Raw genomic sequence first — 26,757 nt, 5'->3', positions numbered from 1 at the left:
CTCAGTCGCGCCGCGTTACCTTTTTCTCCGATGGTTCAGGGAGGAGCCAGAAGCAAACCACCCTTCCGGCTTTTGACAGGCCGGTCCGCGCTCGCGATCTTTCGCCCGGGCGCGCGGTTTGCGCTGCCCCCGCCCGGTTCCCCACGACAACCGGCTGCACGGGCAGCCCGATCAGTTCAAGCGAAAGGAATCCTTGATGGCCGACATCATGACCGATGTTCTCATCATAGGCACCGGGCCTGCGGGCGCGGCAACGGCGGCACTGCTGTCGAGCTACGGAATCGACAACATGGCGGTCAACCGCTACCGCTGGCTGGCGAACACGCCGCGCGCGCATATCACCAACCAGCGCGCCATGGAGGTGCTGCGCGACCTGGGCCGCGAGGTTGAGGAAGAGGCCTATATGTTCGCCACCCATCAGGATCTGATGGGCGAGAACATCTTCTGCGAAAGCCTTGCGGGAGAGGAGATCGGGCGGATGAAGGCATGGGGCAACCACCCCCTGTCGCGCGCCGAGCATCAGATGTCATCGCCCACCCATATGAACGACCTGCCCCAGACCTTCATGGAGCCGCTGCTGTTCAAGACCGCCTGTTCGCGCGGGACGCAGGCGCGCATGTCCACCGAATACCTGCACCATGAGCAGGACGCCGACGGCGTGACCACCACCCTGCGCGACCGGCTGACGGGCAAGGATGTCACCGTGCGCTCAAAGTATCTGATCGGCGCGGATGGCGGCAAGTCGCTGGTGGCGGAACATATCGGCCTGCCGTTCGAGGGCAAGATGGGTGTCGGCGGGTCGATGAACATCCTGTTCCGGGCCGATCTGTCGAAATACGTCGCGCATCGCCCGTCGGTTCTGTACTGGGTTATGCAGCCCGGCGCCGATGTCGGCGGGATCGGCATGGGGCTGGTGCGGATGGTGCGGCCATGGAACGAATGGCTGATCGTCTGGGGGTATGACATCAACGGGCCCGAGCCTGAGGTGACACCCGAGTTTGCCACCGGCGTGGCGCGCCAGCTGGTCGGTGACCCCGATCTGGAGATCGAGCTTCTGTCGGCCAGCACCTGGACGGTGAACAATTATTACGCCACGCGCACCGCCAACGGCCGTGTGTTCTGCATGGGCGATGCGATCCACCGGCACCCGCCGTCGAACGGCCTTGGCTCGAACACATCTATTCAGGATGCGTTCAATCTGGCTTGGAAGCTGGCCCTCGTGCTCAAGGGTCAGGCGGGCGAAAAGCTGCTGGACAGCTATAATGATGAGCGCGCGCCGATCGCCAAACAGATCGTCACCCGCGCCAATCAGTCGATCGCCGAAACCGGCCCGATATTCGAGGCACTGGGCATGGCCGAGGGCGTCGATCCGGTGCAGATGCAGAAAAACCTTGAAGCGCGCACCACCGGCACCCCCGATGCCGAAGAACAGCGCGAGGCGATCCGCAAGGCCATTGCCTTCAAGAAATACGAATTCGATGCCCATGGGGTGGAGATGAACCAGCGCTACCGTTCCGATGCGGTGGTGACCGATGGCCAGATCGAACCGGCGTTCCAGCTTGACTCCGATCTGCACTACCAGCCCACCACATGGCCCGGCGCGCGCCTGCCGCATGTCTGGCTCTATCGTCATGGCGACGGTGGCGAAGTGTCCTCGCTGGACCTGTGCGGGCATGGCCGGTTCACGCTTCTGACCGGGCTGGGCGGCGAGGCATGGGTGAGTGCCGCGCAGAAGGTGGCGGCGGATCTGGGGATCGAGCTTGCGACCCATGTCATCGGCCCGCGCCAACCCTTCATCGACCACAGCGGCGAATGGGCCCGCGCCTCGGAAATCCGCGACAGCGGCTGTCTGCTGGTGCGGCCGGATCACCATGTCTGCTGGCGCTCCACCGCGCTGAGCGAGACACCGGAGAAAGACCTGCTGCGGGTGCTGCGCCAGATTCTGGCGCGCTGAGCGGCGGCGCAAAGGCACCGGCGGGATGCGGCCCCTGACAGGGCCGGGAGGAGACCGCCGGTGCAGGTAAACACCACGACTGTTACCAACGGGAGGAAGAACCATGAAGCTTACCAGAAGACAGACGATGGCCTCGCTTGCGGGGCTGGGGATGGCCCCCTTGCTGGGCCTGCGCCCACGCAAGGCGCTGGCCAGCGGCGCGCCGGTAAAGATCGGCTACGCCATCTCGCTCACCGGCCCCAATGCGGGCGGCGCGGGCACCACGATTCTGCCGAACTATCACCTCTGGGTGCATGAGCTGCGCGAAAAGGGCGGGCTCAAGGTCGGTGATGAGATGCACCCGGTCGAAGTGATCGAATACGATGACCGCTCCAACTCGGAGGAGGCGGTGCGCGCGGTGGAACGGCTGATCAACCAGGATCAGGTCGATATCCTGCTGGCGCCCTGGGGCACGGCGATGAACCTTGCGGTCGGCCCGCTGTTTGACCGTCACGGCTATATCCAGTCCACCCCCACCGCGATCACCGACCGCGCGCCGGACCTGATCCAGCGCTGGGGCCGTTTCTTCCCGCTGTCGGGCACCGCGGCCTCCTGGGCGGAGCCGGTGGTTGAACTGATGAATGAAGCGCGCGAGGCCGGGCATATCGACGATGACGTGGCGATGATCTCGGTTGCCGATGCCTTTGGCATCGACCTTGCCGCCGCTGCCCGCCGTGCCTTTGGCGAATACGGGTTCAACCTTGTCTATGACCGCACCTACCCGGTCGGCACGCAGGATTTCTCGTCCATCATGGCCGAAATCCGCGACGTCAAAGCCTTTGCCGCCTTCAGCTATCCGCCTGACACGGTGGCGATCACCGACAATGCCCAGCTGCACAGCTTCAACCCGAATGTGATGTATGTGGGTATCGGCGGGGCTTTCCCCATGTTCACCGACCGCTTCGGCGCCAGCGTTGACGGCGTGCTGACGCATGGCGGGCTGAACATGGATGACGAGCGCACGCTTGACTACATCGCGCGCCACGAAGCGGTGACGGGCCGCCGCCCTGACAGCGCCGGGTCCATCGTGATGTATGCAGCCCTTGAGGCGATGGAGCAGGCGATCGAGCGCACCGGATCGCTGGACAACGATGTCATCGCCGAAGAGATGAAAACCGGCAGCTTCGACACGGTTCTGGGCGAGATCAGTCTGGCCAGCCAGATGATGCCCGACATCTTCAAGGTCGGTCAGATCCGCGATGGCTATGTCGTGGGCCTTGGCCCGCAAGACGTGGCGGGCCGTGGCGAGTTCATCATGCCCAAGCAGCCCTGGCCTGCCCGCTGAGCGCGGCACGCTGACTGCAACACGCTCAAGGGGGCGCGCGCATCGGTCTGACCAATGGGTCAGGCGCGCGCTTCCGGCTATCCAGAGGATGAGGTCATGTTTCTTTACGCATTGCTGAGCGGTCTGACGCTTGGCGGGGTCTATGCGCTTGTCGCCATGGGGCTGACAATTCAGTACGGGGTCTCGCGCACGATGAACCTCGGCTATGGCGAGTTTCTGATCGGCGCCGCTTTCGCGGTCTTTGTCATGTTCGGCACCTTCGGGATCAGCCCCTATCTTCTGTCCATCGTCGTCGTGCCTGCGGCCTTCGCGCTGTCATGGCTGGTGTACCGCGTGATGCTGATGCCCATCGTCAGACGCGCGAAAACGCCGCTGGCGCTGGAGATCGACAGCCTGCTGCTGACCTTCGGCCTGCTGTTCGCGATCATGGGCATCATGCTGCTGGCGTTCGGCTCCAATTATACCAATTATGCCTATCTCTCTATCCCGGTGCCGATTCTGGATGCGACCGTGGCGCTGAACCGGCTGGTCTCATTCGGGATGGCGATGCTGGTGGGCGTGGTGGCCTATACCCTGCTGATGCACACCCGCACCGGCATGGCCTTGCGCGCCGTGGCCGTTGACCCGGTGGGCGCGCGGCTGGTGGGGATTGATGTGAACTGGGCCGCCGGGCTGGCCTTTGGCCTTGGCGGGGCGATTGCCGCGCTGGGGGGCATTCTGATCAGCACCTACATGACCTTCACCGCCGAAATGGGCGTCGTCTTTACCATGAAGGCGCTGATCGTGGTGATCATGGCGGGTGTCGGCCATGTGGTCGGCGCGCTGGTGGCCGGGCTGGTTCTGGGGCTGATCGAGGCCTTCGTTTCAGCCTATCTGGACCCGGGCCTGACCGTCGCGGTCATCTACGCGGTGTTCCTGCTGGCGCTGATCGTGCGCCCGCAAGGCATCTTCGGGAGGGTCGCACGATGATCAGCCGCTCTCCGCTTCCGTATATCGGTATTCTTGCGGTGGCCGCGGCCATGGCGATGATGCCGCTTTACGTCAGCAGCTACCAGCTTGCCTTCACCATCGGCCTGCTGAACTTTGGCGTGCTGGCCACGGCATGGGGGCTGTTCTCGGGGCCTACGCGCTACATTTCGCTGGCCAGCGTGGTGTTCTTTGGCATCGGCTCCTACACCGTGGCGATTGTGGGCGAGGTGATGCCATGGCCCGCCGTCCTTCTGGTGGCGGCACTTGCGGGTGGCGCGGTGGCGCTGGTCGTCGGGCTGGCCACGCTGCGGCTGGCGGGCATCTACTTCGTGATCTTCACCTTTGGCCTGGCCGAGATGGTGCGCCAGCTTGTCACCTGGTATGAGGTCAATGTCACCCTCTCCATCGGGCGCTATGTCTTTCTGGACATCACCCAGACGCAGATCTTCTGGCAGTTGCTGGCGCTGCTGGCGGTGGTGATGCTGGGCGCGGTGGCGCTGCACCGCTCAAAGCTGGGTTTCGCGCTCAGGGTCATCGGCGGCGATGAAACCATGGCGCGCCATTTCGGCCTCAACCCCACCTTTGCCAAGCTGGGCCTCTTCGTGGCCTCGTCGGTGATCATGGCGCTGGCCGGTGCGATCATGGCCCCGCGCTGGACCTATATCGACCCGGCCATCGCCTTCAATTCCACCCTTTCGTTTCAGGTGGTGATCATGGCGCTTCTGGGCGGGATGCACCGCATCTATGGCCCGCTTCTGGGCGCCATCCTGATGACCTTCATCTTTGAGGCGCTGAGCAACCATTTCCCGCAGGCCTTCTCGCTGCTGTTGGGGCTGGTGTTCATTGTCATCGTCTATCTGCTGCCCAACGGCATCGTCGGGCGTGTCGAGGAACTGATAGCCCGCACCCGGCGCAACCCGGCCCGGGGCAGCGCGACAGCCGCAGGAGAACGCACATGACCGAAGTACTCATGCGGCTTGAGGGTGCGCGCAAGGCCTTTGGCGGGCTGGTAGCGGTCAATGATGTCAGCTTTGACGTGCGGCGCGGCGAAATCATGGGGCTGATCGGCCCCAACGGCTCGGGCAAGACTACGACGATGAACCTGATCTCGGGCGCGTTCGGCATGGACCGTGGCCGGATCGAGCTGGACGGCGAGACCATCTCGGGCCTGCCGGCCAACCGGGTGGCCCGCAAGGGGGTTGCGCGCACCTTCCAGCTTCTGCGGCTGATCGAGGATATGACGGTGACCGAGAATGTGGTTGTCGGCATGGCCTTCCGCCCCGGGCAGCGCTGGAACGAGGAAATGGTCGCGCGCAGCCGCGACTATCTGGAGATCGTGGGGCTGGCCGACAAGGCCGGGATGGAGGCCGCGAAGCTGACCTATATCGACCAGAAGCGGCTGGAACTGGCCCGCGCGCTGGCGATGGAGCCCAAGGTGCTGCTGCTGGACGAATGGCTCGCCGGTCTCAATTCAACTGAGCTTCTGAGCGGGATCGAGATTATCCGCGCGATCCGGGCGCGCGGCACCACGATCATCATGGTGGAGCATGTGATGTCTGCCATCCACTCGCTCTGCGACCGCTGCGTGGTGATGAATGCGGGCGCCAAGATCGCCGAGGGCACGCCCGCCACGGTGCTGACCGACCCGCTTGTTGTCGAAGCCTATCTCGGAGAGCCGCATCATGCTTGAGGTATCCAGCCTGTCTGTCCGCTATGGCCGCCATCTGGCCCTTGAGAATGCCGCGCTGACGGTCGCCAAGGGCGAGATTGTCGTGGTGCTGGGCTCTAACGGCGCCGGGAAATCGACGCTGATCAAGGCCATGGCCGGGCTTGTGGCCACCGATCCGGGCGCTCAGATCCTGCTTGAGGGACAGGCACTCCACAAGCTGCCCGCGCACCGCATTGTCGAGGCCGGTCTGGCGCTGGTGCCTGAGGGGCGACATCTGTTCAGCACGCTCAGCGTGCAGGAGAACCTGATGCTGGGCGCCTTCCTGCCCCGCACCCGCGCCCATGCGCAGGACAGTCTGGAGCGGGTTTTCGCCGTCTTCCCCAAGCTCAAGCAACGGCTGAGCCAGATCGCCGGCACCATGAGCGGGGGTGAGCAGCAAATGGTGGCCATTGGCCGCGCGATGATGACCTGCCCGCGCCTTCTGCTGCTCGATGAGCCCTCGCTGGGCCTGTCGCCGCTGCTGACGAGTGAGCTGTTCCGCGCCCTGCCCAGCATCGCCGCAACCGGCACCAGCGTTCTGCTTGTCGAGCAGAACTCGCACCAAAGCCTTGCCATCGCCGACCGGGGTTATCTGCTGGAAAAGGGATGCGTCACCGGCGAGGGAACCGCGCAGGCGCTGCTGGAAAGCGCCGAGGTGCAGAAGGCCTATCTGGGCATGTGACAAAGCTGGCTGCGCGGGCGTCAGGTATCGCCCGCGCCCCAGATCACCGTGTTCTCATGGCGCTTGATCAGCTGGCGCAGATCATCGAAACGCGCCGTGATATGGTTGGCCAGCTTCTCGGCAGCCGGGATGCGCGGGCGGCCGGACAGCCGCAGAATACCCAGCGAGCGGTTGGGTTGCGGCACCTCCAGCGGCACTGCGGTGATGCGCCGGTCGCGGCGGTGGGCAAAGACCACCGAATGCGGCAGCACCGCCAGCCCGTCGGTTTCCTCAAGATAGTTGAAGACCGACAGCAACGAACCGCCGGAATAGCGGATGTTGATCTCGTTCATCCCGATCGACAGCAGGATCGCATGCATATCCGCCAGCAGGGGTGAGCCCGGCAAGGGCGCGATCCACGGAAAATCAACCAGATCATGGGTCGAAAGCCTGCGCTTTTTCAGCAGCGGATGATTGGTGCGGCAGGCGACGATATTGCGCGCGTTCAGGATCGGTGTGAAGGTGAAGCCCTTCCCCGCATCCACCAGCCCCAGCGGGCAGATCGCCAGATCCAGCCGGTTCGAGGCGATATCCTTCTCCAGATCCGGCAGATTGGCATAGGACTGGTCGATGCGGATGCCGGGTTGCCGCGTCTGAAATTCGCCGATCATGCGGCTGATGAACGCATCCATGAAGAACGGCACGCCCGCAATGCGCACCGTGCCGACCGCGCCTGAGCGAAAGCCGGTGATGGTTTCAGACGCGCGGCGCGAAGCTTCAAGGATCACGCGCCCATGTTCAGCCAGTTGCTGGCCCAGCGGTGTTGCCTCCAGCGGGCGGCGGGAAGGTTTGAAAAGCGCCTCGCCCACCCGCTTTTCCAGCACCGACAATGTGCGCGACACGGCGGGCTGCGACAGCCCCAGCAATTCGGCAGCCGCCGTCACGCTGCCGGTTTCGACCACGGCGGCAAGTTGAATCAGGTGTTTCTCATCAATCTTCATAACAATTCCATATGTTATGCGCCGAAGAAATAATAGCAACGCCGAATCCACCCCGTATCATGCAAACAGGGGGGCTACTGATGAACGCATGCACTGTTCCAGCGGACGATGTGCCGACAGGCGATCTGCCACCGGCCGCACAGCTTGCGGCACGGCTGGCTTCGGCGCCCGATGCGCGGCTGGCGGCCGTTGCGCTGGCGCTGGTTCAGGCCTTTTCCGACCTGTCCCGCCACCATGATCTCAGCCGCGAGGATCTGCGCGCGCTCATCGGTTTTCTGACCGAGGTCGGCGAGGCCTGTTCGGACCAGCGGCAGGAATGGGTGCTGCTTGCCGATGCGCTGGGCCTGTCCAGCACGCTGGAGCGCCAGCTTTCCCGGCGCCCTGACGCCGCAACACCGGACACGCTGGCGGGCCCCTTCTACCGCCCCGGCGCGCCCCGGCGCAAAAGCGGCGAGGCGATCTGCCTGGACAACCGGGGCGAGCCGCTGCTGTTCGTGGCGCATGTCCATGATCTGGACGGCACGCCGGTCAGCGGCGCGCGCATCGAGGTCTGGCAGGCGAACGGCGACGGGCTTTATGAGAATCAGGCGCCTGACCTGCAACCGGAATTCAACCTGCGCGGCTGCTACCAGACGGGCAGCGACGGCACGGTGCTGATCCGCACGATACGCCCGCGCGGCTATGCCCTGCCCGGTGACGGCCCGGTCAGCGCGCTTCTGGCCCGTCTGGGCCTTGGCAGGACCCGCCCGGCGCATCTGCAGTTCCGCATCACCGCCACCGGGTTTCAGACCCTGACCACGCATGTCTTTGACCGCGACGACCCGGCCATCGGCAGTGACCCGCTCTTTGCCGTGCGCCCGGCCCTGCTGGCCGATTTCGTGCCCGACAGTGCCGAGGGGCTGAAAGCCACTTACACATTCGTGCTGGCCCCGGTGGGGACAGCGCAGAAACCGACCACCGATTTCATAGGAGGATGAAATGACTGCCATTTCCGGATATCACCACCTGACGATGAGCACTGACGGCGCTCAGGAAGACTTTGATTTCTTCACCAAGGATCTTGGCCTCTATTCGGTCAAGCGCACGGTGTTGTTTGACGGCGTTCTGCCGGTCTATCACCTGTACTACGGCGCGAAGAACGGTGACGAATCGACGATCATCACCACCTTTCCCTTCCGCAAACCCGGCATCTTCGGTCGGCGCGGCACCAACCAGTCCAAGATCGTGCAGCAGGCCATCCCGGTCGGCGCGTCGGATTTCTGGGTGAACCGCTTGGGCGAACGCGGGATCACGGCCACGAAATCCAACCGCTTCGGCATTGACCGGGTTGATTTCAGACACCCCTGCGGGATTGAGCTGCAATTGGTCGAGAACCCCGCCGACAACCGCGCGCCCATCGTCAACGCCGCACAGGGCATCGGCGCGGAACACGCGATCAAGGGCATCTATGGCGGTGTCGTCGCCGTGACCGACCGCAACGCGATGGATGATTTCCTGACCATCGCCCTGCCGCTGAAGAAGATGGCCGATGATGCCGAGGGCATGGCCTATGAGGTGCCCAATCCCGGCGGGCCAAACGCCGTGGTCGAGGTGGTCGAGATCAAGGACGAGGCGCAGGGCACCTGGACGCTTTCTGGCGGCACCATCCACCATTTCGCCCTCAACACCGGAACCGAGGAAAACCAGCTCAAGCTGCGCGCGCATATCGAGGGGCTGGGCTTCACCGATATCTCGGAACAGAAGGACCGCAATTACTTCAAGTCCTGCTATGTCCGCAGCCCCGGGGGCGCGCTGTTTGAACTGGCATGGACCGTTCCCGAAGGCTGGGCCAAGGACGAGCCCGCCGATGCCATCGGCTCAACGCTGGTCTTCCCGCCCTGGTTCGATGATCGCCGCGAGGAAATCATCGCCGGGCTGGAACCCGCCAGCTTTCAGGACGCCTGAGCCATGACGCAGACCGCTTTTCACGGGGCGCCCGCCGCAACCGCAAAGGCGGTCTGCATCTTCACTCACGGGCGGGGGCAGACGCCTGAACAGATGATCGGGGTGGTGCTGTCGCGGGTGACGGCACCGGGGGTTCATTTTGTCCTGCCCCGCGCGCCGGGCGGCAGTTGGTATGATGCAAAGGCCGTCGATCCGCTGTTGCCCGAAACGCGCGCGCAGCTTGAAACGGCGCTGGACCAGCTTTCGCAGACCATCGCTGCCGCGCGCGCCGCCTGCCCCGGTCTGCCGCTTGTCGTGGCGGGCTTTTCGCAAGGTGCCTGCCTGAGCACCGAATATCTGTTGCGCGGCGGCGCCGCGGATGCGGCGGTGCTGCTGACCGGCTGCCGGGTTGGCGCGTTCGATGAGGGGCTGCCGACAGCACCGCTGCACGGCCTGCCGGTCTATGCCTCGAACGGCGATGCAGACCCATGGGTGCCGCTTCCGGCCTGGCATCGCGGCGTTGCGGTGCTGGCCGGAACCAGCGCGGGTGCCGGGGCACGGCTGCGCAGCGATATCCTGCCGGGGCGCGGCCATGAGGTGTCGGACGGGGAATGCGCGGTGCTGTCGCAGATGCTGGGCAACATCGCTGCGGGCAGGGAGCCATGGGCGATGCAAGGCTAGATTCGGCCGCGCCTTTCCCGGCGTTTTTGCCCGCTTCCCTTGCAATTCCCGGCCAGACATGGCCTGATCGGTGCATGAGCGAACCTGATCTGAACGGCGCCTACGCCCTTTCCGGCCCGGAAGACTGCTTGCAGCTTTATGCCGGCTGGGCTGACAGCTACGATACCGATTTCGCCGCCGGTATGGACTATCTTCTCCCCGCACAGGTGGCCGCCGCGTTTCTTGAAGTCGGCAGCACCGGCCCGGTACTGGATATCGGCGCAGGAACCGGCCTTCTGGCGGCGGCGCTGCGGGGCCTGGGCTTTGCGGGCGATATCGACGGCGTCGATCTTTCTGCCGAGATGCTGGCGCGGGCGGGCACAAAGGGCCTCTATCGCGCCCTCCATCAGGCCGATATCACCCGCCCCCTGCCCCTGTCGCGCGGCTATCGCGGGATGGTCAGCTCGGGCACCTTTACCCATGGCCATGTCGGGCCGGAGGGCCTGCCGCCCCTGCTGGCACTGGCCGAACCCGGCGCGCTTTTTGCGCTGTCGGTCAATGCCGCGGTCTGGGAGAAGCTGCGCTTCGCACCCGCGCTGGAACGGCTGGGCGATGTCATCACCGGGCTTGATCTGCGCGAAGTGGCGATCTATGGCACGGGGGCGCGGTCGCGCGATCCGTCGCATGCCGATGACCGCGCATTGATTGTCCGGTTCCGAAAGCTGTGATCGCGCCCCATGACCCCCGACTTCCTGTGCATCGGCTCTGTCCTGTGGGACATGATCGGGCGTTCCGCGCGGCCCATGCGGCTGGGCGCGGATGTGCCCGGCATCATCACCCGGCTGCCCGGCGGCGTGGCGATGAATATCGCCATGACCCTTGCCCGGCGCGGCCAGCGCCCCGCGCTTCTCAGCGCCATCGGCGCTGATGCCGAGGGCGATGCGCTGATCGCACAGGCCAGCGCGCTGGGGCTGGAGACGCGCTATCTCTGGCGCAGCCCCACCCTACCCACCGACCGCTACATGGCCATCGAGGATGACAGCGGCCTGATCGCCGCCATCGCCGATGCCCATTCGCTTGAGGCCGCGGGCGATGCGATCCTGCAGCCGCTCGCCGATGGCCGTCTGGGCAGCGCCGGTGCCCCCTACGCCGGGCGCATCGCGCTGGATGGCAACCTGACCGAGGCGCTGCTGGCGGGCATCGCGCGCTCCCCCCTCTTTGCGGCGGCGCATCTCCATGTCGCGCCCGCCAGCCCCGGCAAGGCCGAGCGCCTGCGACCGCTGATGCGCCACCCGCGCGCCACGCTCTATGTCAATCTGGAAGAGGCCGGTATCCTCTGTGGTCAGCCCCTAACCTCCAGCCGCGAGGGGGCGCTGGCGCTGTTGCAGGCCGGGGCAACCCGCGTTCTCGTCACCGACGGGCCGCGCGACAGCACCGATGCGCGCGCAGGCAGCGCACCGCTGACCCGCGCTGCGCGGGCGGTGCGGGTGGCGCGCGTCACCGGCGCGGGCGACACCTTCATGGCCGCGCATATGGTGGCCGAGGCCCTGGGCGCCACCCCCGCCGAGGCGCTGGCCCGCGCGCAGGATGCCGCCGCTTCCCATGTCGCCGGTGAAACCGTATGACACCCCCAACCCCCAGGAACGAGGCCCGGCCATGACCAACGCACCGCTTGTCTTCTCAACCGAGGTGGCCCGCGCATTGGCCGGCGGCCAAGCGGTTGTGGCGCTGGAATCGACCATCATCACCCATGGCATGCCATGGCCGCAGAACCTTGAAACCGCGCGCATGGTCGAGGATGAGGTGCGCACTGCGGGTGCCGTTCCCGCCACCATCGCGGTCATGGACGGGGCCATCCATATCGGGCTGGAGGCGGCGCAGCTGGAAGCGCTGGCGCAGGCAAGCGACGTGATGAAACTGTCGCGCGCCGATCTGGCCGCCTGCCTCGCGCTGGGGCGCACCGGGGCCACAACGGTGGCCGCGACGATGATCTGCGCGCATCTGGCCGGGATCGCGGTCTTTGCCACCGGCGGTATCGGCGGGGTGCATCGGGGGGCCAGCGACAGCTTCGATATCTCCGCCGATCTTCAGGAACTGGCGCAGACCCCGGTCACGGTGGTGGCGGCCGGCGCCAAGGCGATCCTCGATCTGCCGAAAACGCTGGAAGTGCTGGAAACGCTGGGCGTGCCGGTCATTGCCTATGGGCAGAACGCGCTGCCCGCCTTCTGGTCGCGCGATTCGGGCCTGCCCGCGCCCCTGCGGATGGATGACCCGGCCGCAATCGCCCGCGCCCACCGGATGCGGGCGGCTCTGGGGCTGAAGGGCGGGCAACTGGTGACCAACCCCATCCCTGAGGGGGATGAGATTGAGCGCGCCACACTCCTGCCGGTGATCGAACAGGCGCTGGAGGATGCGCGCGCGGCAGGTATCGCCGCCAAGGCCGTCACCCCCTTCCTGCTGGAGCGGATTTTCACCCTGACCGAAGGGCGCTCGCTGACCGCGAATATCGCGCTGGTGCGCAACAACGCCCGTCTCGGCGCCGCCATCGCACGCGCGCTGGCCGCTGGCTGAGCCCCCGCCCGCCCGTTGCGCACCGGCCCCCGCTGACCACATTCCGCGCCGCCGAAGCCGGGTGCACAGACCGCCGGGCCACCGGGCGGAACGCCGCCCCCAACCGCCCGCTCCGGCCTCAATCAAGCGCCTCAGGCAAGCCTTGTATGCACAGGGGGCGCCTTCTACATAGGGGGCTGTTCACTCCGGTCCCGGGAACCCCCCATGTCGCTTTCGCCCCGCCCGCCGAAACGCGGTTTTCTTGCCCTCATCCGCAACTCGTTCCTGACAGGGCTGGTCGTGGTGGCACCCGCCGTGCTGACGATCTGGCTGATCGTCTCGATCGTCGAGTTCATCGACAGCAAGGTCGTGCCACTGATCCCGCGCAGCGTGCTGCCCGACTTCCTCTTCGACATCAGCTTTCCCGGCCTTGGCGTGATCGTCTTTGTCGCCTTCACGCTGAGTGTCGGCTGGCTGGCCAAGGGTTTCATCGGGCGCAGCCTGATCGAATGGAGCGAAAAGATCGTGGCGCGGATGCCGGTGGTCCGCTCCATCTATAACGGGCTGAAACAGATCGCCGAAACGGTGCTCGCGCAATCCTCCACCAGCTTCAACCGCGCCTGTCTGGTGCAATACCCGCGCCCGGGAATCTGGGCAATTGCCTTTGTCTCCACCGATGCGCGCGGCGAGATTGCCGAGCGGATCAGCGGCACACAGAAGCATATCTCGGTCTTCCTGCCGACCACCCCCAACCCGACCTCGGGCTTTCTGCTGTTCGTCCCGGAGGACGAAGTGCTCATGCTGGACATGTCGGTCGAGGAAGCGGCGAAACTGGTGATCTCGGCGGGGCTGGTCGTCCCTGACCCGGTGAAGCTGAAACAACCGGAACGGGCCCTGCGCTGACACGCGCGCACGTCAGCGCAGCTTCCATTCGCCACCCCGCTTGCAGTGACTGCGCAACGGACGCCGCCGCCCATTTTCTGTCTAAAAATATCCTGGGGGTGAATGGGCCACAGGCCCAGAGGGGGCAAAGCCCCCTTCCTTCCTGAACGAGGCGCCTTCCTGAACGGATGCTCGCTCCTCCCCGTTACATCGCCGTCCAGCCGCCATCCACGCTGATCGTCGTGCCGGTAATCTGCGCCGCCGCGTCTGAACACAGGAACAGCGCCGTGCCGCCCACCTGCTCGGTCGTGGCGAAATCGCCCGAGGGCTGGCGCGCAAGCATCACCTGTTTGATCACCGTCTCACGGTCCATGTTATGGGTCTTCATCTGGTCCGGGATCTGGTTCTCAACGATCGGGGTCAGCACATAACCCGGGCAGATGGCGTTACAGGTCACGCCCTTGCCCGCTGCCTCCAGTGCCGTGGTCTTGCTCAGCCCGACAACCCCGTGCTTGGCCGCCACATAGGCCGATTTGAACGGCGAGGCCGTCAGCCCATGCGCCGAGGCCACGTTGATCACCCGCCCCCAGCCTTTGGCATACATCCCCTCCAGCGCTGCGGCGGAGGTGTGGAAGGCAGAGCTGAGGTTGATGGCGATGATCGCGTCCCATTTGTCAGCCGGGAATTCCTCGATCCGGGCAACATGCTGGATACCGGCGTTGTTGACCAGAATATCGCAGCCCCCCGCCTGTCCGATCAGCGCGCGGCAGTCCGCAGCGCGGGACATGTCGGCCTTGATGTAGCGCACCGCCACACCGTGCTTTTCCGCCAGCTTTGCCGCCAGCGCATGGTCCTCGGGCGAATCGGTGAACGAGTTGATCACCACCTCCGCCCCGGCCCCCGCCAGCGCCTCGGCGATACCCAGCCCGATGCCTGAATTGGACCCGGTGACGATAGCGCGCTTGCCGCGCAGAAACTGACCGTTCATGGCTTACTCCCGTTGGTTCTGTCGCCCGATACATTGCAGTGCAGCATAACCGCCCGGGCGCGCCGATGGCCAGACGGGATGCGGCCAAAAAAAACGCCCGCACAAGGCGGGCGTCAGTCGTTGAGGCAGGTTTCATACAGGCAAGAAACCTATCGAGCAGTGCTGACTTTATAGCCAATCCTTGTGAACTCTCCAAGCTAAAAGTTTGAAAAAGCGGCAATGAAGCGATAGCACCGGCTGTGACGCCCCTGCACGAAGGACCGCCCGGATGCGCCTTGTCTCATGCCTTGCCCCCTGCCTTGCCCGGTGCCTCACGGCGCTTGCGATGGCCCTTTCCGGGGCGGTTCCGGCGGCCCTTGCACAGCCCACGCATGGCATAGCTATGTATGGAGAGCCTGCTCTTCCACCAGATTTCGTGTCTTTACCCCATGCTGATGTGCAGGCGCGGCATGGCGGGCGAATCGTCTTTGCCGAGGTCGGGGGCTTTGATTCGCTCAACCCCTATATCCGGCTTGGCAGCGCGCCATGGGGGGTAAGCCTGCTGACGGTCGAAAGTCTGATGGGGCGCAGTTATGACGAACCCTTCACCCTTTACGGCGTTCTGGCCGAGTCGGTGGAGACAGATGATTCGCGCTCTTTCGCCGAATTCACCCTGCGCGAGGAGGCTCGGTTTTCCGACGGAACGCCGGTCACTGTCGAGGATGTGATCTGGTCGTTCGAGACATTGGGCACCGAGGGCCGCGCCATCTACCGCAACGCCTGGACCAAGATTGCCAGCACCGAGGTCACCGGCCCGCGCTCGGTGCGCTTCACCTTTACCGAACCTGACCGCGAGATGCCGCTGATCCTGGGCCTGCGCCCGATCCTGCAGCGTGCGCAGTTTGACACCGAAAACGGCGGGCGCCCGTTTGATCAGAGTGCGCTGGTGCCGGTCATCGGCTCGGGCCCCTATGTGGTGGGCCGTTTTGAACCCGGGCGCTTCGTCAGCTTCCGCCGCAACCCGGACTGGTGGGCGCGCGATCTGCCGTTTTACGCGGGCCAGCACAATTTCGACGAGATCCGCTATGAGTTCTACGGCGACAGCGCCGTGGCATTCGAGGCGTTCAAGGCCGGTGCCGTTTCGGTCTGGCGCGAGACGAACGCGGCGCGCTGGGCCGACAGCTATGATTTTCCGGCGGTGCAGGACGGGCGGGTGCGGCGCGTGGAAATCCCGCATCAGCGCCCCTCGGGGATGAACGGCTTTGTCTTCAACACCCGGCGCGCGATCTTTGCCGACTGGCGGGTGCGCGAGGCGCTGATCCTTGCGTTTGATTTTGAGCGTATCAACGCGCTGGTCAATGGCGGGCATGAGCCGCGCATCCCCTCGTATTTCGGCAATTCGATGCTGGGCATGCAGCCCGGCCCCGCCGAAGGCACCGAGCGCGCGTTGCTCGAACCCTTTGCCGACAGCCTGCCCCCCGGCGCGCTGGACGGATACGCGCTGCCGGTCAGCGACGGCGGCGCGAACCGGCGCAACCTGCGCGCGGCGACCCGGCTGCTGGTGGAGGCCGGGTGGGAGCCTGACGCGGCAGGCGTTCTGCGCAACGCAGCCGGGGAACCCTTTGTTTTTGAGTTGCTGCTCAGGCAGGGCTCGGGCGAGATCATGGCGATTGCCAACACCTATATCGGCGCGCTGGCGCAACTGGGGATCCGGGTGCGCCTCGCGGTGATCGACTCCGCGCAATATGTCGAGCGCAGCAATGCCTATGATTTTGACATGACCCATTTCGTGCGGCTGATGTCGCTGAGCCCCGGCAACGAGCAGATGCTTTACTGGGGCTCAGACGGGGTGGACCAGCCCGGCTCGCGCAACCTGCCGGGGGTGGATTCGCCCGCAGTCGAGGCGATGATCACCACATTGCTGGAAACCGACGATGCCGAGGTCTTCACCGCCGCCACCCGCGCGCTGGACCGGGTGCTGATGGCCGGGCGCTACGCGGTGCCGTTCTGGTACACGCCACAGGCACGGCTGGCCGTGGCGCGCGGATTGCATTTTCCCGAAAGACTGCCGATATACGGCGACTGGACGGGCTTCATGCCCGAGGTATGGTGGTATCAGGAATGAACCCGAAACTATGGATTGCTTTCATCGGTCTGGGTCTGGCATTGGCACTGGCGGGCTGTAACACGGTCGAAGGTGTCGGAAATGACATCGCCGGCGGTGCCAGCCGGGTGCGTGGCTGGTTCTGAGCGCGGTTCAGAAGCGCCTAGGCGAGCGATGTCACCCACAGGATCGTCGCATCCTCGGGTGACAGGCTGATTACGTTATGCCCCATCGACGCGTCATAATAGGCGCTGTCGCCGCGCTTCATCTCGATCGGGGCGTAAAATTCGGTGTAAAGCCGGACAACCCCTGTCAGAACATACAGGAATTCCTCGCCGTCATGGCGCACCCAGCCGTCGAATTCCTCGAACCGGCGGGCGCGGATGCGGGCGCGGTAGGGCAGCATGGCCTTGCGCACCAGACCGCCTGCCAGCAGTTCATGCTCATAGGTGGTGGTCACCTGCGCCTCACCCTCACCCGCGCGGGTGGTGGTCAGCCGCCCGGCAGGCGCCCCCCCTTTGGGCGGCGTGAACAGCTGCGGCACCGAAATTCCCAGCCCCACCGCCAGCTTTTTCAGCGCGTCATAGGTCGGCGACATCTGCGCATTCTCGATCTTGGACAGGGTCGAGCGTGCCATCCCCGCCGCCTGCGCGGCCTGTTCCAGCGTCCAGCCCTTTTCCTTGCGCAGCGAGCGCACGCGCTCGGCCAGATCGACCGGCACCGCCAGCGCCTCTTCGCCGCTGGCGCGCGCGATACGGATGATGCTGGGGTTCGACAAATCACTCATGGAGCGGCCTTGGCTGAGAGCGCGCACAGCCGGGCGGCGGGGGCGCACGAGGGGGGTTGTGCATCGCTAATGCCTTCGCGCCGGCTTGTCGAGCCTGCTTGCCCGGCACAGCATGGCACAACCCTGCCTGCGGCTGTTGCCGCCCCCTTGCCTCTGCCGGTTGCAGCGCGTAGCAGAATGGCATGCTTTCGATCACCGCCCCCACGCAGGCTGAGCCCTGCCCCGCGCCCTTCAACATGGCCGCCTATGTGCTGGCCGCCGGCGCCGCAACGCCCGACAAGATCGCGCTACAGGTGCTGCGCCTGACCGGGGCTGAGCGCTGGTCTTATGCCGCGCTCATCCGTGCGGTGCGCGGCATCGGCACGGGGTTCGTGCAGGCCGGGTTCAGGCCCGGTGACCGGGTGCTGATGCGGCTGGGCAATACGGTGGATTTTCCGCTGGCCTTTCTGGGGGCGATTGCGGCGGGGCTGGTCCCGGTGCCGACCTCGGCGCAACTGACCGCGCCTGAGATCACCGCGATGGCCGCGCAACTGGACCCGGCGCTGCTGGTGGCGGGGCCGGGCATCGCCCTGCCCGCCCATCCGGCCCCGGTCATCACCGCCGAAACCCTTCAGCTCTGGCAGGCGCTTCCGCCCTGTGACTGGCATATGGGCAGCCCTGACCGGCTGGGCTACATGATCTTCACCTCGGGCAGTTCGGGGCGGCCGCGCGCGGTGATGCATGCCCATCGCGCCGTCTGGGCGCGGCGGATGATGTGGAAGGGCTGGTATGGGCTGACGGCGCAGGACCGGCTGTTGCATGCCGGTGCCTTCAACTGGACCTACACGCTGGGCACCGGCCTGATGGACCCCTGGGCCATCGGCGCCACCGCGCTGATCCCCGATGCGGGCGTTGAGCCCGCGCAGCTTGCACTGCTGCTCAAGCGCTTTGACGCCACGATCTTTGCCGCCGCGCCCGGGGTTTACCGGCAGATGCTGCGCATGCCCTTGCTGCCCCTGCCGGGCCTGCGCCACGGGCTTTCGGCGGGCGAAAAGCTGGCCGAGCCGGTGCGCAACGCCTGGGTTGAGGCAACCGGCACCGCGATCTATGAGGCGCTCGGCATGTCCGAAGTCTCGACCTATGTGTCCGCCAGCCCTGAGCGCCTCGCGCCGGAGGGCACCGCAGGCTACCCCCAGCCGGGCCGCCGCATCGCCGTGCTGGGCGAGGATGGTGCGCCGGTGCCGCGCGGCACGGGTGGTGAACTGGCTGTGGGCGCCGATGACCCGGGCCTTTTTCTGGGCTACTGGCGCGCCGAAGAAGAGACCCGCGCCAGACTGCACGACGGCTGGTTCCATACCGGCGACACGGTGCTGATGGAAGAGGACGGCGCGATCCGCTATCTGGGCCGCGATGATGACATGCTCAATGCAGGCGGCTTCCGCGTCTCGCCGATGGAGGTGGAGCGCGCCTTTGACGCCCATCCCGGCGTGCAGGAAAGCGCTGCCGTGGAGCTGCCGGTGCGCGCGGGTGTCAGCGTGATCGGCCTGTTCTATATCCCCTCCGCCACCCCTCCTGATGAAGACACACTGGCCGCCCATGCAGCGGCCACGCTGGCGCGCTACAAGCAGCCGCGCCTGTTCATCCCTGTCGATACCCTGCCACGCGGGGCCAACAACAAGCTCAACCGGCGCCTTCTGCGCGAGAGCTGGCCCGCGCAGGCTGCACAAAAACCGGAAGGACCGGCATGACCACGCTTGATATCTATTCCGACCCGATCTGCCCCTGGTGCTATATCGGCAAATCCCGGCTGGACGCCGCCATGGAAATCCGGCCCGACCACGGCTTTGAGATCAGCTGGCACCCGTTCATGCTGAACCCGGACATGCCGCCCGAAGGGATGGACCGCCGCGACTATCTGGAGGCCAAGTTCGGCAGCCAGAAAGCGGTGGTCGAGGCCTATCTGCCGGTGCAGAAAGCCGCGACCGCAGGCGGGCTGCCGATTGATCTGGGCCGCATCGGGCGCACCCCCTCAACGCTTGATGCCCATCGCCTGATCCATTGGGCCGGGCTGGAGGGGCGGCAATCGGCGGTGGTCAGCCTGCTGTTCCGGGCCTATTTCGCCGAAGGGGCGGATATCGGCGCGCGCGCCATCCTGCTCGCCGTGGCCGAAACGGCGGGGATGGACGGCAAGGTGGTGGCGCGGCTTCTGGATTCGGGCGCCGATACCGATGATATCCGCGCGCAGGATGCCGATGTGCGCGGGCGCGGGCTGCGCGGCGTTCCTGCCTTTGTCATTGCCGGGCAGCATGTGGTGGCGGGCGCGCAGGAGGTTCCCTTCTGGTTGCAGATCATCGACGAGCTGGCGGGCCGCGCATGACCGAGGACGCAGCCGCGCCACCCGTGCGCGCGATGCCGTTTGGCGAGTTCATCGCCATGCTGGCGCTGCTTCTGGCCACCGTGGCGTTTTCCATCGACGCCATGCTGCCGCTGCTGACGCATATCGGGGCAGAGCTGTCGCCCGCCTCCCCCGCGGATGCGCAGATGGTGATCACCGTTTTCGTGCTGGGGCTGGGGCTGGGCACCTTTGTTGCCGGGCCGCTGTCGGACAGGTTCGGGCGCAAGCCGGTCATCATCGCCGGAATCGCGCTTTACATGGCGGCGGCCTGCCTGGCCGCGGTCTCAACCAGCCTGGAGATGCTGCTGCTGGCGCGACTGCTTCAGGGGCTGGGCACTGCCGGGCCGCGCGTGGTTTCGCAGGCGCTGGTGCGCGATCTGTATTCCGGGCGGCATATGGCGCGGGTGATGTCTTTCGCCATGACCATCTTCGTACTGGTGCCCGCCATTGCGCCGCTGATGGGCGCGCAGATCGGCGGGCTGTTCGGCTGGCGCGCGATTTTCTGGAGCTTTCTCTTCTTTGGCCTCACCTCGGCCTGCTGGGTCATGATCCGCCAGCCCGAAACCCTGCCCGCCGCCGCCCGCCGCCCGCTGCAGATTGCCGCCCTGCGTGCCTCGATGGCCGAGGTTTTTGGCCACCGGCTGGTGATGCTCTATCTGGTTGCGCTGTGCTTCAGCTTCGCGCCGATGTTCGCGTGGCTGTCCAGCGTGTCGCTGATTTTTGAAGAAACCTATGCGCGCGGGCCGGAATTTCCGTATTGGTTTGCCATGGTCGCGCTGCTTTCGGCCCCGGCCAGCCTGCTCAACGCCCGTTTCGTGCTGCGTTTCGGCATGCAGCGGATGATCCTGATTGCGCTGGTCGCGCTGATCAGCGTGTCGCTGGCCATGCTGGCTTTGTTGCAGACCGGGGTGGGAATGCAGGTTGAATTCCCGGCATTCATCGCCTTCATGACCATCCAGTTCTTCTGCGTGGGCCTGTTGTTCGGCAATCTCAACGCACTGGCGCTTGAGCCGCTGGGGCATGTGGCGGGCATGGCGGCCTCGGTGCTTGGTGGAATTTCGTCGGTCGCGGCGGCGCTCATCGCCACGCCGGTCGCGCGCGCCTTTGACGGAACACCGGGGCCGCTGGCCGTGGGGGCGCTGGTCTGCGCGCTGGTGGCAATCGCCTGCATGCTGATCGCACGCAGGCTTGCCCTGCGCGCGGGCTGACCGCGCAGCCCTACTTCAAGGCAGCGCGCACTAAGCCTTGCGCAGCCGGTCACGGTGACGGGCCAGCCAATGGGCGGACAGCAGCATCGGGCCGTTCTGCACCTCGCCGCTGTCCACCAGCGCCATCAGCCGCTCAAACGGGATGACATGCGCGCGGATATCCTCGGCCTCGCTTTCCAGACCGCCGATACCCTCTTCATCGGCGGTCAACCGGGCCAGCCCGACATAGGAATACAGATATTCCGTCACCGCGCCGGGGCTGGGGTAATACCCGCCGACCGGCAGCAGTTCGCCCAGCTCCAGCCCCGCTTCTTCGCGCGTTTCGCGGCGCAGGGCCTGTTCCGGGGTTTCATCCGGGTCGATGCGCCCGGCGATCGGCTCCAATGACCATGGGTTGAGGTCGCCGCGCGCCAGCGGGCCGAAGCGGAACTGCTCCACCACCATCACGCAGTCGCGCACCGGGTCATAGGGCAGCACCGTCACCGCATCGGCCATGACAAAGGCCGCCCGCTTGACCTGCGCGCTCATCGCACCGTTGAAGCGGCGAAAGCGCAGATCGGCCTCTTCGACACCGAAATACCGGGCATAGGGCGCGGCGCTCTGATCAATCACCACATCACCGGGTTGCGCGCGGCGGCGCAGGCTGGCCGGGGCAGTATCGCTGCGGGCCCGGGTGCGGCTGGCCACGCGCATTTCCAGCATCCGGTAGCGCGCCATCACGGCCTCGGGCGGGGTGTGGGGCAGAAGCGCCATGACCTCGGCGGCAGTCTCAAGGGTGAGCGCGCCATGCGCCGCCACCCAACCGCCCAGCGACCACGGCTGCCCGCCCTGCCAGAGCGCGGGTTGCGGCAGATAGACTGCGGCCTCAACCAGCCCGTCAACGCTCTGAACGGTGCGGGTTTCCGGCGCATAGCCAAAGGCGCGCTCATAGCTGTCAAGCCGCGCCCGCGCCGCCGCATCAGGGCGGATCAGCAACCCGTCGGCCCGCGCACCGGGGCAAGGGGTGATCAGCGGGAAGGTTTGCACCGTGCCATCAGGGCTGAGTGCATGCACAATGGCATGGCCGTCCAGCGTGGCGGCTGCGGGGCTGAGCGCGGCATCGCCCGAGACACAGGCCAGCAGGGGTGCATGGCGCAAGGTGCCATAGAGGAAGAGGGGCTTCATCGGGAATCCTTAAGCAAAATCAGCGCGTCATGCGGCGACGTTCAAGCAGCATGCGAAGTATGTGCAGGGTGATGCCGATCACCACCGCCCCCGCGGCAAGCAGGGTGAGAAAGCCGGGTTCAAACCCCATCCTCAGAAAATCCACGAGATGTTCAAAGAATCCCGTAAACGCCTCCATCGGCTCACGATACTGGCGGCGGTATCCCAGCACGAAGATCTGCCGTACCGAGAAGACCGCGCTGATCAGCACCGCCGCCAACACCACCGCCTGCAGGCTGGCATAGACCGAATACCACAGCGCCCGGCCCAGATGCCCGCCCAGAAACAGCCAGCCCACCAAGGCCGACAGCCCGGCCACCCACAGCCCGAAGGTGGCCGTCTCGGGCACCAGTTCGTTGAGCGGGCGATAGGCGTCAGCGGCAAGCCAGCCAAGGCAGCCAAGCGCCAGCGCCGCAAGCGGTCGGATCAGGGTGAACATCGCGCCTCCTTGGTCCCGGCTCCGGTTCTGGCCCCGGGGGTGCAACCCGGATCTCAGGCCGGGCGGCGCAGGGTGATCTGGGTCACGTCACAGATACCCGTGTGAAAACAGGCGGCGCAAGAGGTCAGATACATTTCCCACATGCGCTTGAAACGCGCGTCATAGCCCATCTGCGCAATCCGCTCCCATTGCGCCAGGAAGTCATCGTGCCAGCGGCGCAGCGTCTGACTGTAGCTTTCGCCAAATTCGATGGAGCCCTGCGTGGTCAGCCCGGCGCGCACGGCCTCTTCCTGAAAGCGGCGCGGTGAGATCAGCATGCCCCCCGGGAAGATATATTTCTGAATGAAATCAACGTTCTTGCGATAACTCTCAAACCGCGCCTCCGGCACGGTGATCACCTGAATCGTGGCCTGCCGCCCGGGTTTGAGCCGCTCGCGCAGCGTGTTGAAATATGAGGGCCAGTATTTCTCGCCCACCGCCTCGAACATCTCGATCGAGGCGATGGCGTCATAATGGCCGGTCTCGTCGCGGTAATCCTGCATCTTGATTTCCACACGGTCCGAAAGCCCGGCGCGCTGCATCCGCGCGACGGCGTAATCATGCTGGGCCTGACTGATGGTCAGCCCCGTCACCTTCAGCCCGCGCTTGCCCGCCGCGTATTCGGCAAATCCGCCCCAGCCGCAGCCGATCTCCAGCACATGATCGCCTTCCTGCACACACAGCGAATCCACCAGCGCCGCGTATTTCTGTTCCTGCGCACGCTCCAGACTTTCCTGCCCGGTCCGGAACAGTGCCGAGGAATAGGTCATGCTGTCATCCAGCCAGAGGCGGTAGAAATCATTCCCGAGATCATAGTGATAGGCGATGTTCTTGCGGGCCTGGCGCCGCGAATTGCCGTTCAGCCAGTGGCGGATACGCTCATAAAGCCGCACCAGCACCATGCCGCCAAAGCCATCGTACACCTCGGGGTTGTCCTGCGTGATGACATCCATGAAGATCTGCAGATCCGGCGTGGACCACCAGCCTTCCAGATAGGCATCGGAAAAACCCAGATCGCCCTCGCGGATCAGGCGGGCAAAGACATCGGGGTTATGAATGACCACTTCGGCGACCGGGCCGGGCTTTGCCCCCTGCGCCCGGAAGCGCCGCCCGTCCGGCAGAACGAAATCCAGCCGCCCGTAATTCATTCTGCTGACCTGAGCATAGACCTGCCGGAAATAGCGCGGCAGGTCCGTTTCGCCGTCGGTGCTGGTCAAGATACGCATCGCTCCCCCTGGGATGGTTTCTTGTTTTACGAAAGACTAGCGACGCTGGATGCGTTCGTAAAACAAAAAACTCAGCCTGTGGCGGGTGTTGCGCGGTTTTATGTACCGCGCGCGCTATAGGCCGCCAGCGCCCGCGCCCGCCCTTCGGCCAGATCGACCATCGGAGCCGGGTATGGCGCGGCAGGGTCCAGCCCCCAGTTGCGGGGGGTGCAATCAAAATAGGCCAGCGCGTCGGGGCCGGGTTTGGCGCTGAGTTCGGCGATAAAACGGTGCCGGTAGCGAGCGTTTTCGTCGAATTTCGCGGCCTGTGTGGCGGGGTTGAAGATGCGGAAATAGGGGGCGGCATCGGGGCCTGAGCCCGCCACCCATTGCCAGCCCATGGCATTCGATGCCGGGTCCCAGTCCGTCAGGCAGTCGGCGAACCAGTCCATCCCGATTTTCCAGTGGGTCATCAGATGCTTACAAAGATAGCTTGCGACGATCATCCGGGCCCGGTTATGCATGGTGCCGGTCACATACATCTGGCGCAGCCCGGCATCGACAAAGGGCTCCCCGGTCATGCCGCGCCGCCAGCGCTCGGCCTCGGGGCTGTCCTCGCGCCAGGGGAAGCTGTCCCATTCAGCGCGCCAGTTGCGGGTGAGAATCTCGGGCGTGTGGAACATCAGGTGATAGGCAAAATCGCGCCACGCCAGTTCCTTGCAGAAATGCTCGGCCCCTTTGTGGCCCGGTTCAGCGCCCAGGAGCGCTTGCGCGGCAGACCAGATGCGGCGCGGGCCGATCTCGCCATAGGTCAGGTTCTCCGACAGGCCTGAGGTGGCCTCACGCCCCGGCAGATCACGGGCATGGCGGTACTCCTCGACGGCATTGGCCAGAAACCGGTCCAGCCGGGCCTGCGCGGCCTTCTCGCCGATGCGGGCATGGCGGGCCAGCACCGGCACCGCGCGGTTGAGGGCGCGGGCAAGCTGCCAGTCTTCCAGCCGCTCGGATTGCGGCCAACTGTGGGGGGCCGTGATGCGCGCGGGCGCAGGGCACGGCGCGGGAATATCGCGCGCGCTCAATGCCTTCCAGAACGGCGTGTAGACGCGGTAGGGTGTGCCCTGCCCGGTCTCCACCTCCCATGGCTCGGCCAGCAGATGGCCGGGAAAGCTGCGCGCCTCAGTCCCCGCTTCGCGCAGCAAGGCCTTGACGGCGCTGTCGCGTTCGCGCGCCTGCGGGTCATAAAGCCGCGTCCACCAGACGCCGCCCGCCCCGGTCTGTGCCACCAGTTCGCGCAGCACCCCCAGCGCCGGGCCCCGCCGCAGGATCAGCCGCGAACCCATGCGTTCCAGCCCGGCGGCAAAATCGCGGATGCTTTCCCCATACCGCCAGCGCGCCGCCGCGCCGATGCTGAAAAGCGCATCATCGCCCACAAATACCGGGATCAGCGCCCGCCCCGTGGTGGTGGCGGCGTGAAGCATGGGGTTGTCGTCAAGCCGCAGATCACGGCGAAACCAGAGGATAAGGGGCGTCATGCCGGGCTTTCACGTTGCAAAGGGCGCCCGCGAAACAGGCGCCTACAGAACCCGATCTAGCGCGCTGATCAGTTGGTCAACCTCAGCCTGCGATGTGTAATGCACGAAACTGAGGCGCAGCACGCCATGTGCCGGGTCTGCCCCCTGCGCCTTGAGGGCGCGGTCAGCGTAAAAACTGCCCCCGCCCGCCATGATGCCCTGCGCCGCAAGGGCGCGTGCCAGCACCTCGCCCGGCTGCTCGGCCTGAATGGCGACGGTGGGTGCACGGCGGGTCGCATCGCGCGGGCCCAGAACACGCAGTTCGTTGCGGCTGGTGAGATAATCCAGCAGCGGTTGCAGAAGGCGGGTCTCATGCCCGCGCATCAGGTCATGCACCAGCGCGGCGCGGCCCCCGGGATCAAGCGCCGCGCCGCCATGATGGGCGGCGAGCGCATCAATGTAATCGGCCATCCCGGCGCAGGCCGCGATCTGCGCATGGTCCGGCCCGGCGGGGGTGAACCGCTTATAAAGTGTATCGGCGTTGAAATAATGCGCCTGATTGGGAAGCCGCATGCCCAGATCGTGGTTGATGACCATCAGCCCCTGATGCGGGCCATAGGTTTTATAGGCCGAAAACAGGTAGATATCCGCCCCCAGTGCCGCCACATCGGGAAGGCCGTGGGGCGCATAGCTGACGCCATCGACACATGTCACCGCGCCCGCCTGATGCGCCATGGCGGTGATCTCGGCCACCGGGTTGACCTCACCCACGACATTGGAGCAATGCGGGAAGCAGACCAGCTTCACCGGCCCGTCCAGCAGCGCCTGCAAGCGCTCAAGGGGCAGATGGCCGGTCGCGGGGTCGATCTTCCATTCGCGCAGCTCAATCCCGCTGTCCGCCAGCCGCCGCCACGGGCCGGTATTGGCCTCATGGTCCTGATCGGTGACAATGATGGCATCGCCGGGCTTCAGGTGCTGGCGGAAGGCCTGCGCCAGAACATAGGTATTGGCGCTGGTAGAGGGGCCAAAAGACAGCGTGTCGGTTTCTACCCCCATCATCGCGGCAAGGCGGCTGCGGGCCTCATCCATCTCGGCGCCGGCAAGCTGGCTGGCGGGATAGGGCGCATAGGGCTGCACCTTGCGGCTGTGATAATAGCGCACCAGCCGGTCGATCACCGGCTTGCAGGTATAGCTGCCGCCCGCATTCTCGAAAAAGGCCTGCCCCTGCAACGATGCTTCGGCAAAAGCCGGGAACTGTGCGCGTACGAAATCGTTATCCAGATGCATC

26 protein-coding genes are annotated in these 26,757 nt (G+C 65.5%); 18 read left to right on the top strand and 8 right to left on the bottom strand.

The features are described 5' to 3' along the window. Positions 1–196: 196 nt before the first annotated feature. The 6 genes from V7Q53_RS07695 (at position 197) to V7Q53_RS07670 (ending at position 6,637) form a co-directional block, all read left to right on the top strand. Positions 197–1,954, top strand: coding sequence for an FAD-dependent oxidoreductase (locus V7Q53_RS07695; protein ID WP_333827946.1), 1,758 nt, complete (start codon positions 197–199; stop codon positions 1,952–1,954). 103 nt (positions 1,955–2,057) lie between these two features. Then, positions 2,058–3,278, top strand: coding sequence for an amino acid ABC transporter substrate-binding protein (locus tag V7Q53_RS07690; protein WP_333827945.1), 1,221 nt, complete (start codon positions 2,058–2,060; stop codon positions 3,276–3,278). 96 nt (positions 3,279–3,374) lie between these two features. Continuing rightward, entirely contained in the window at positions 3,375–4,247 is an 873-nt protein-coding gene (locus tag V7Q53_RS07685; protein WP_333827944.1) for a branched-chain amino acid ABC transporter permease, read from the top strand. Beyond that, complete coding sequence (locus V7Q53_RS07680; protein ID WP_333827943.1) at positions 4,244–5,206, top strand: branched-chain amino acid ABC transporter permease; 963 nt, start codon at positions 4,244–4,246, stop codon at positions 5,204–5,206. Before V7Q53_RS07685 ends, V7Q53_RS07680 begins: the two co-directional genes overlap by 4 nt. Further along, complete coding sequence (locus tag V7Q53_RS07675; RefSeq protein WP_333827942.1) at positions 5,203–5,937, top strand: ABC transporter ATP-binding protein; 735 nt, start codon at positions 5,203–5,205, stop codon at positions 5,935–5,937. The genes V7Q53_RS07680 and V7Q53_RS07675 overlap by 4 nt, the downstream gene beginning before the upstream one ends. After that, complete coding sequence (locus V7Q53_RS07670) at positions 5,930–6,637, top strand: ABC transporter ATP-binding protein (protein WP_333827941.1); 708 nt, start codon at positions 5,930–5,932, stop codon at positions 6,635–6,637. Before V7Q53_RS07675 ends, V7Q53_RS07670 begins: the two co-directional genes overlap by 8 nt. Before the next feature lie 20 nt (positions 6,638–6,657). On the opposite strand, the gene V7Q53_RS07665 is transcribed toward V7Q53_RS07670, so the two are convergent. Beyond that, complete coding sequence (locus V7Q53_RS07665) at positions 6,658–7,617, bottom strand: LysR family transcriptional regulator (protein ID WP_333827940.1); 960 nt, start codon at positions 7,615–7,617, stop codon at positions 6,658–6,660. Between the two features lie 80 nt (positions 7,618–7,697). Here V7Q53_RS07665 and V7Q53_RS07660 point away from each other — a divergent pair, with 80 nt between their 5' ends. The 7 genes from V7Q53_RS07660 to V7Q53_RS07630 all read left to right on the top strand — a co-directional run bounded on the left by V7Q53_RS07660 (position 7,698) and on the right by V7Q53_RS07630 (position 13,653). Beyond that, a complete protein-coding gene (locus V7Q53_RS07660; RefSeq protein WP_333827939.1) occupies positions 7,698–8,594 on the top strand; it encodes a dioxygenase family protein in 897 nt (298 codons plus the stop codon). Between the two features lies 1 nt (position 8,595). Beyond that, positions 8,596–9,561: a glyoxalase gene (locus V7Q53_RS07655; protein ID WP_333827938.1), complete on the top strand. Its 966-nt coding sequence runs from the start codon at positions 8,596–8,598 to the stop codon at positions 9,559–9,561. Positions 9,562–9,564: 3 nt separating this feature from the next. Next, on the top strand, positions 9,565–10,221 hold the full coding sequence (locus tag V7Q53_RS07650) for an alpha/beta hydrolase (protein ID WP_333827937.1): 657 nt from the start codon (positions 9,565–9,567) through the stop codon (positions 10,219–10,221). 74 nt (positions 10,222–10,295) lie between these two features. After that, the gene (locus V7Q53_RS07645; protein WP_333827936.1) at positions 10,296–10,928 is read left to right on the top strand and encodes a class I SAM-dependent DNA methyltransferase; all 633 of its coding nucleotides are present in this window, start codon (positions 10,296–10,298) and stop codon (positions 10,926–10,928) included. Positions 10,929–10,937: 9 nt separating this feature from the next. Continuing rightward, on the top strand, positions 10,938–11,825 hold the full coding sequence (locus V7Q53_RS07640; protein WP_333827935.1) for a PfkB family carbohydrate kinase: 888 nt from the start codon (positions 10,938–10,940) through the stop codon (positions 11,823–11,825). 31 nt (positions 11,826–11,856) lie between these two features. Next, positions 11,857–12,771 (top strand): pseudouridine-5'-phosphate glycosidase, encoded by a 915-nt coding sequence (locus tag V7Q53_RS07635; RefSeq protein WP_333827934.1) that lies wholly within the window; start codon positions 11,857–11,859, stop codon positions 12,769–12,771. 204 nt (positions 12,772–12,975) lie between these two features. Then, positions 12,976–13,653: a DUF502 domain-containing protein gene (locus V7Q53_RS07630; RefSeq protein WP_333827933.1), complete on the top strand. Its 678-nt coding sequence runs from the start codon at positions 12,976–12,978 to the stop codon at positions 13,651–13,653. Between the two features lie 184 nt (positions 13,654–13,837). On the opposite strand, the gene V7Q53_RS07625 is transcribed toward V7Q53_RS07630, so the two are convergent. Then, positions 13,838–14,620 carry a 3-hydroxybutyrate dehydrogenase gene (locus V7Q53_RS07625; RefSeq protein ID WP_333827932.1) on the bottom strand — a complete coding sequence of 261 codons (783 nt, stop codon included), beginning with the start codon at positions 14,618–14,620 and terminating at the stop codon, positions 13,838–13,840. A 325-nt stretch (positions 14,621–14,945) separates the two neighbouring features. On the opposite strand from V7Q53_RS07625, the gene V7Q53_RS07620 reads away from it, so the two are divergent. Then, positions 14,946–16,724 carry an extracellular solute-binding protein gene (locus V7Q53_RS07620; RefSeq protein WP_333827978.1) on the top strand — a complete coding sequence of 593 codons (1,779 nt, stop codon included), beginning with the start codon at positions 14,946–14,948 and terminating at the stop codon, positions 16,722–16,724. Further along, positions 16,721–16,849, top strand: a complete 129-nt coding sequence (locus V7Q53_RS07615; protein ID WP_333827931.1) for an entericidin — start codon at positions 16,721–16,723, stop codon at positions 16,847–16,849. Before V7Q53_RS07620 ends, V7Q53_RS07615 begins: the two co-directional genes overlap by 4 nt. Positions 16,850–16,866: 17 nt before the next feature. On the opposite strand, the gene V7Q53_RS07610 is transcribed toward V7Q53_RS07615, so the two are convergent. Continuing rightward, complete coding sequence (locus V7Q53_RS07610; protein WP_333827930.1) at positions 16,867–17,490, bottom strand: helix-turn-helix domain-containing protein; 624 nt, start codon at positions 17,488–17,490, stop codon at positions 16,867–16,869. Positions 17,491–17,672: 182 nt separating this feature from the next. Between V7Q53_RS07610 and V7Q53_RS07605 the strand changes: the two genes are divergently transcribed. From V7Q53_RS07605 to V7Q53_RS07595, 3 genes are read left to right on the top strand one after another with little or no spacing between them, the layout of a single operon-like run. Continuing rightward, on the top strand, positions 17,673–19,217 hold the full coding sequence (locus tag V7Q53_RS07605) for a class I adenylate-forming enzyme family protein (RefSeq protein WP_333827929.1): 1,545 nt from the start codon (positions 17,673–17,675) through the stop codon (positions 19,215–19,217). Continuing rightward, positions 19,214–19,846 (top strand): DsbA family oxidoreductase, encoded by a 633-nt coding sequence (locus V7Q53_RS07600; RefSeq protein WP_333827928.1) that lies wholly within the window; start codon positions 19,214–19,216, stop codon positions 19,844–19,846. Before V7Q53_RS07605 ends, V7Q53_RS07600 begins: the two co-directional genes overlap by 4 nt. Continuing rightward, positions 19,843–21,072: a multidrug effflux MFS transporter gene (locus V7Q53_RS07595; protein WP_333827927.1), complete on the top strand. Its 1,230-nt coding sequence runs from the start codon at positions 19,843–19,845 to the stop codon at positions 21,070–21,072. Before V7Q53_RS07600 ends, V7Q53_RS07595 begins: the two co-directional genes overlap by 4 nt. A gap of 30 nt (positions 21,073–21,102) precedes the next feature. Here V7Q53_RS07595 and V7Q53_RS07590 read toward each other — a convergent pair whose 3' ends face one another. The 5 genes from V7Q53_RS07590 to V7Q53_RS07570 form a co-directional block, all read right to left on the bottom strand. After that, on the bottom strand, positions 21,103–22,236 hold the full coding sequence (locus V7Q53_RS07590; protein ID WP_333827926.1) for an NUDIX domain-containing protein: 1,134 nt from the start codon (positions 22,234–22,236) through the stop codon (positions 21,103–21,105). A 19-nt stretch (positions 22,237–22,255) separates the two neighbouring features. Then, the gene (locus V7Q53_RS07585; RefSeq protein ID WP_333827925.1) at positions 22,256–22,714 is read right to left on the bottom strand and encodes a TrgA family protein; all 459 of its coding nucleotides are present in this window, start codon (positions 22,712–22,714) and stop codon (positions 22,256–22,258) included. 53 nt (positions 22,715–22,767) lie between these two features. Beyond that, positions 22,768–23,979, bottom strand: a complete 1,212-nt coding sequence (locus tag V7Q53_RS07580) for a cyclopropane-fatty-acyl-phospholipid synthase family protein (protein ID WP_333827924.1) — start codon at positions 23,977–23,979, stop codon at positions 22,768–22,770. Positions 23,980–24,077: 98 nt separating this feature from the next. Beyond that, entirely contained in the window at positions 24,078–25,490 is a 1,413-nt protein-coding gene (locus V7Q53_RS07575) for a cryptochrome/photolyase family protein (protein WP_333827923.1), read from the bottom strand. A 42-nt stretch (positions 25,491–25,532) separates the two neighbouring features. Beyond that, positions 25,533–26,756: an aminotransferase class V-fold PLP-dependent enzyme gene (locus tag V7Q53_RS07570; protein WP_333827922.1), complete on the bottom strand. Its 1,224-nt coding sequence runs from the start codon at positions 26,754–26,756 to the stop codon at positions 25,533–25,535. Position 26,757: the final 1 nt, after the last annotated feature.

This window comes from Pararhodobacter sp., assembly GCF_036802785.1.
Taxonomy (GTDB): domain Bacteria; phylum Pseudomonadota; class Alphaproteobacteria; order Rhodobacterales; family Rhodobacteraceae; genus Pararhodobacter.
Note: the sequence above shows the minus strand (reverse complement) of the source record. Positions and strands in the feature narration are given on the sequence as shown.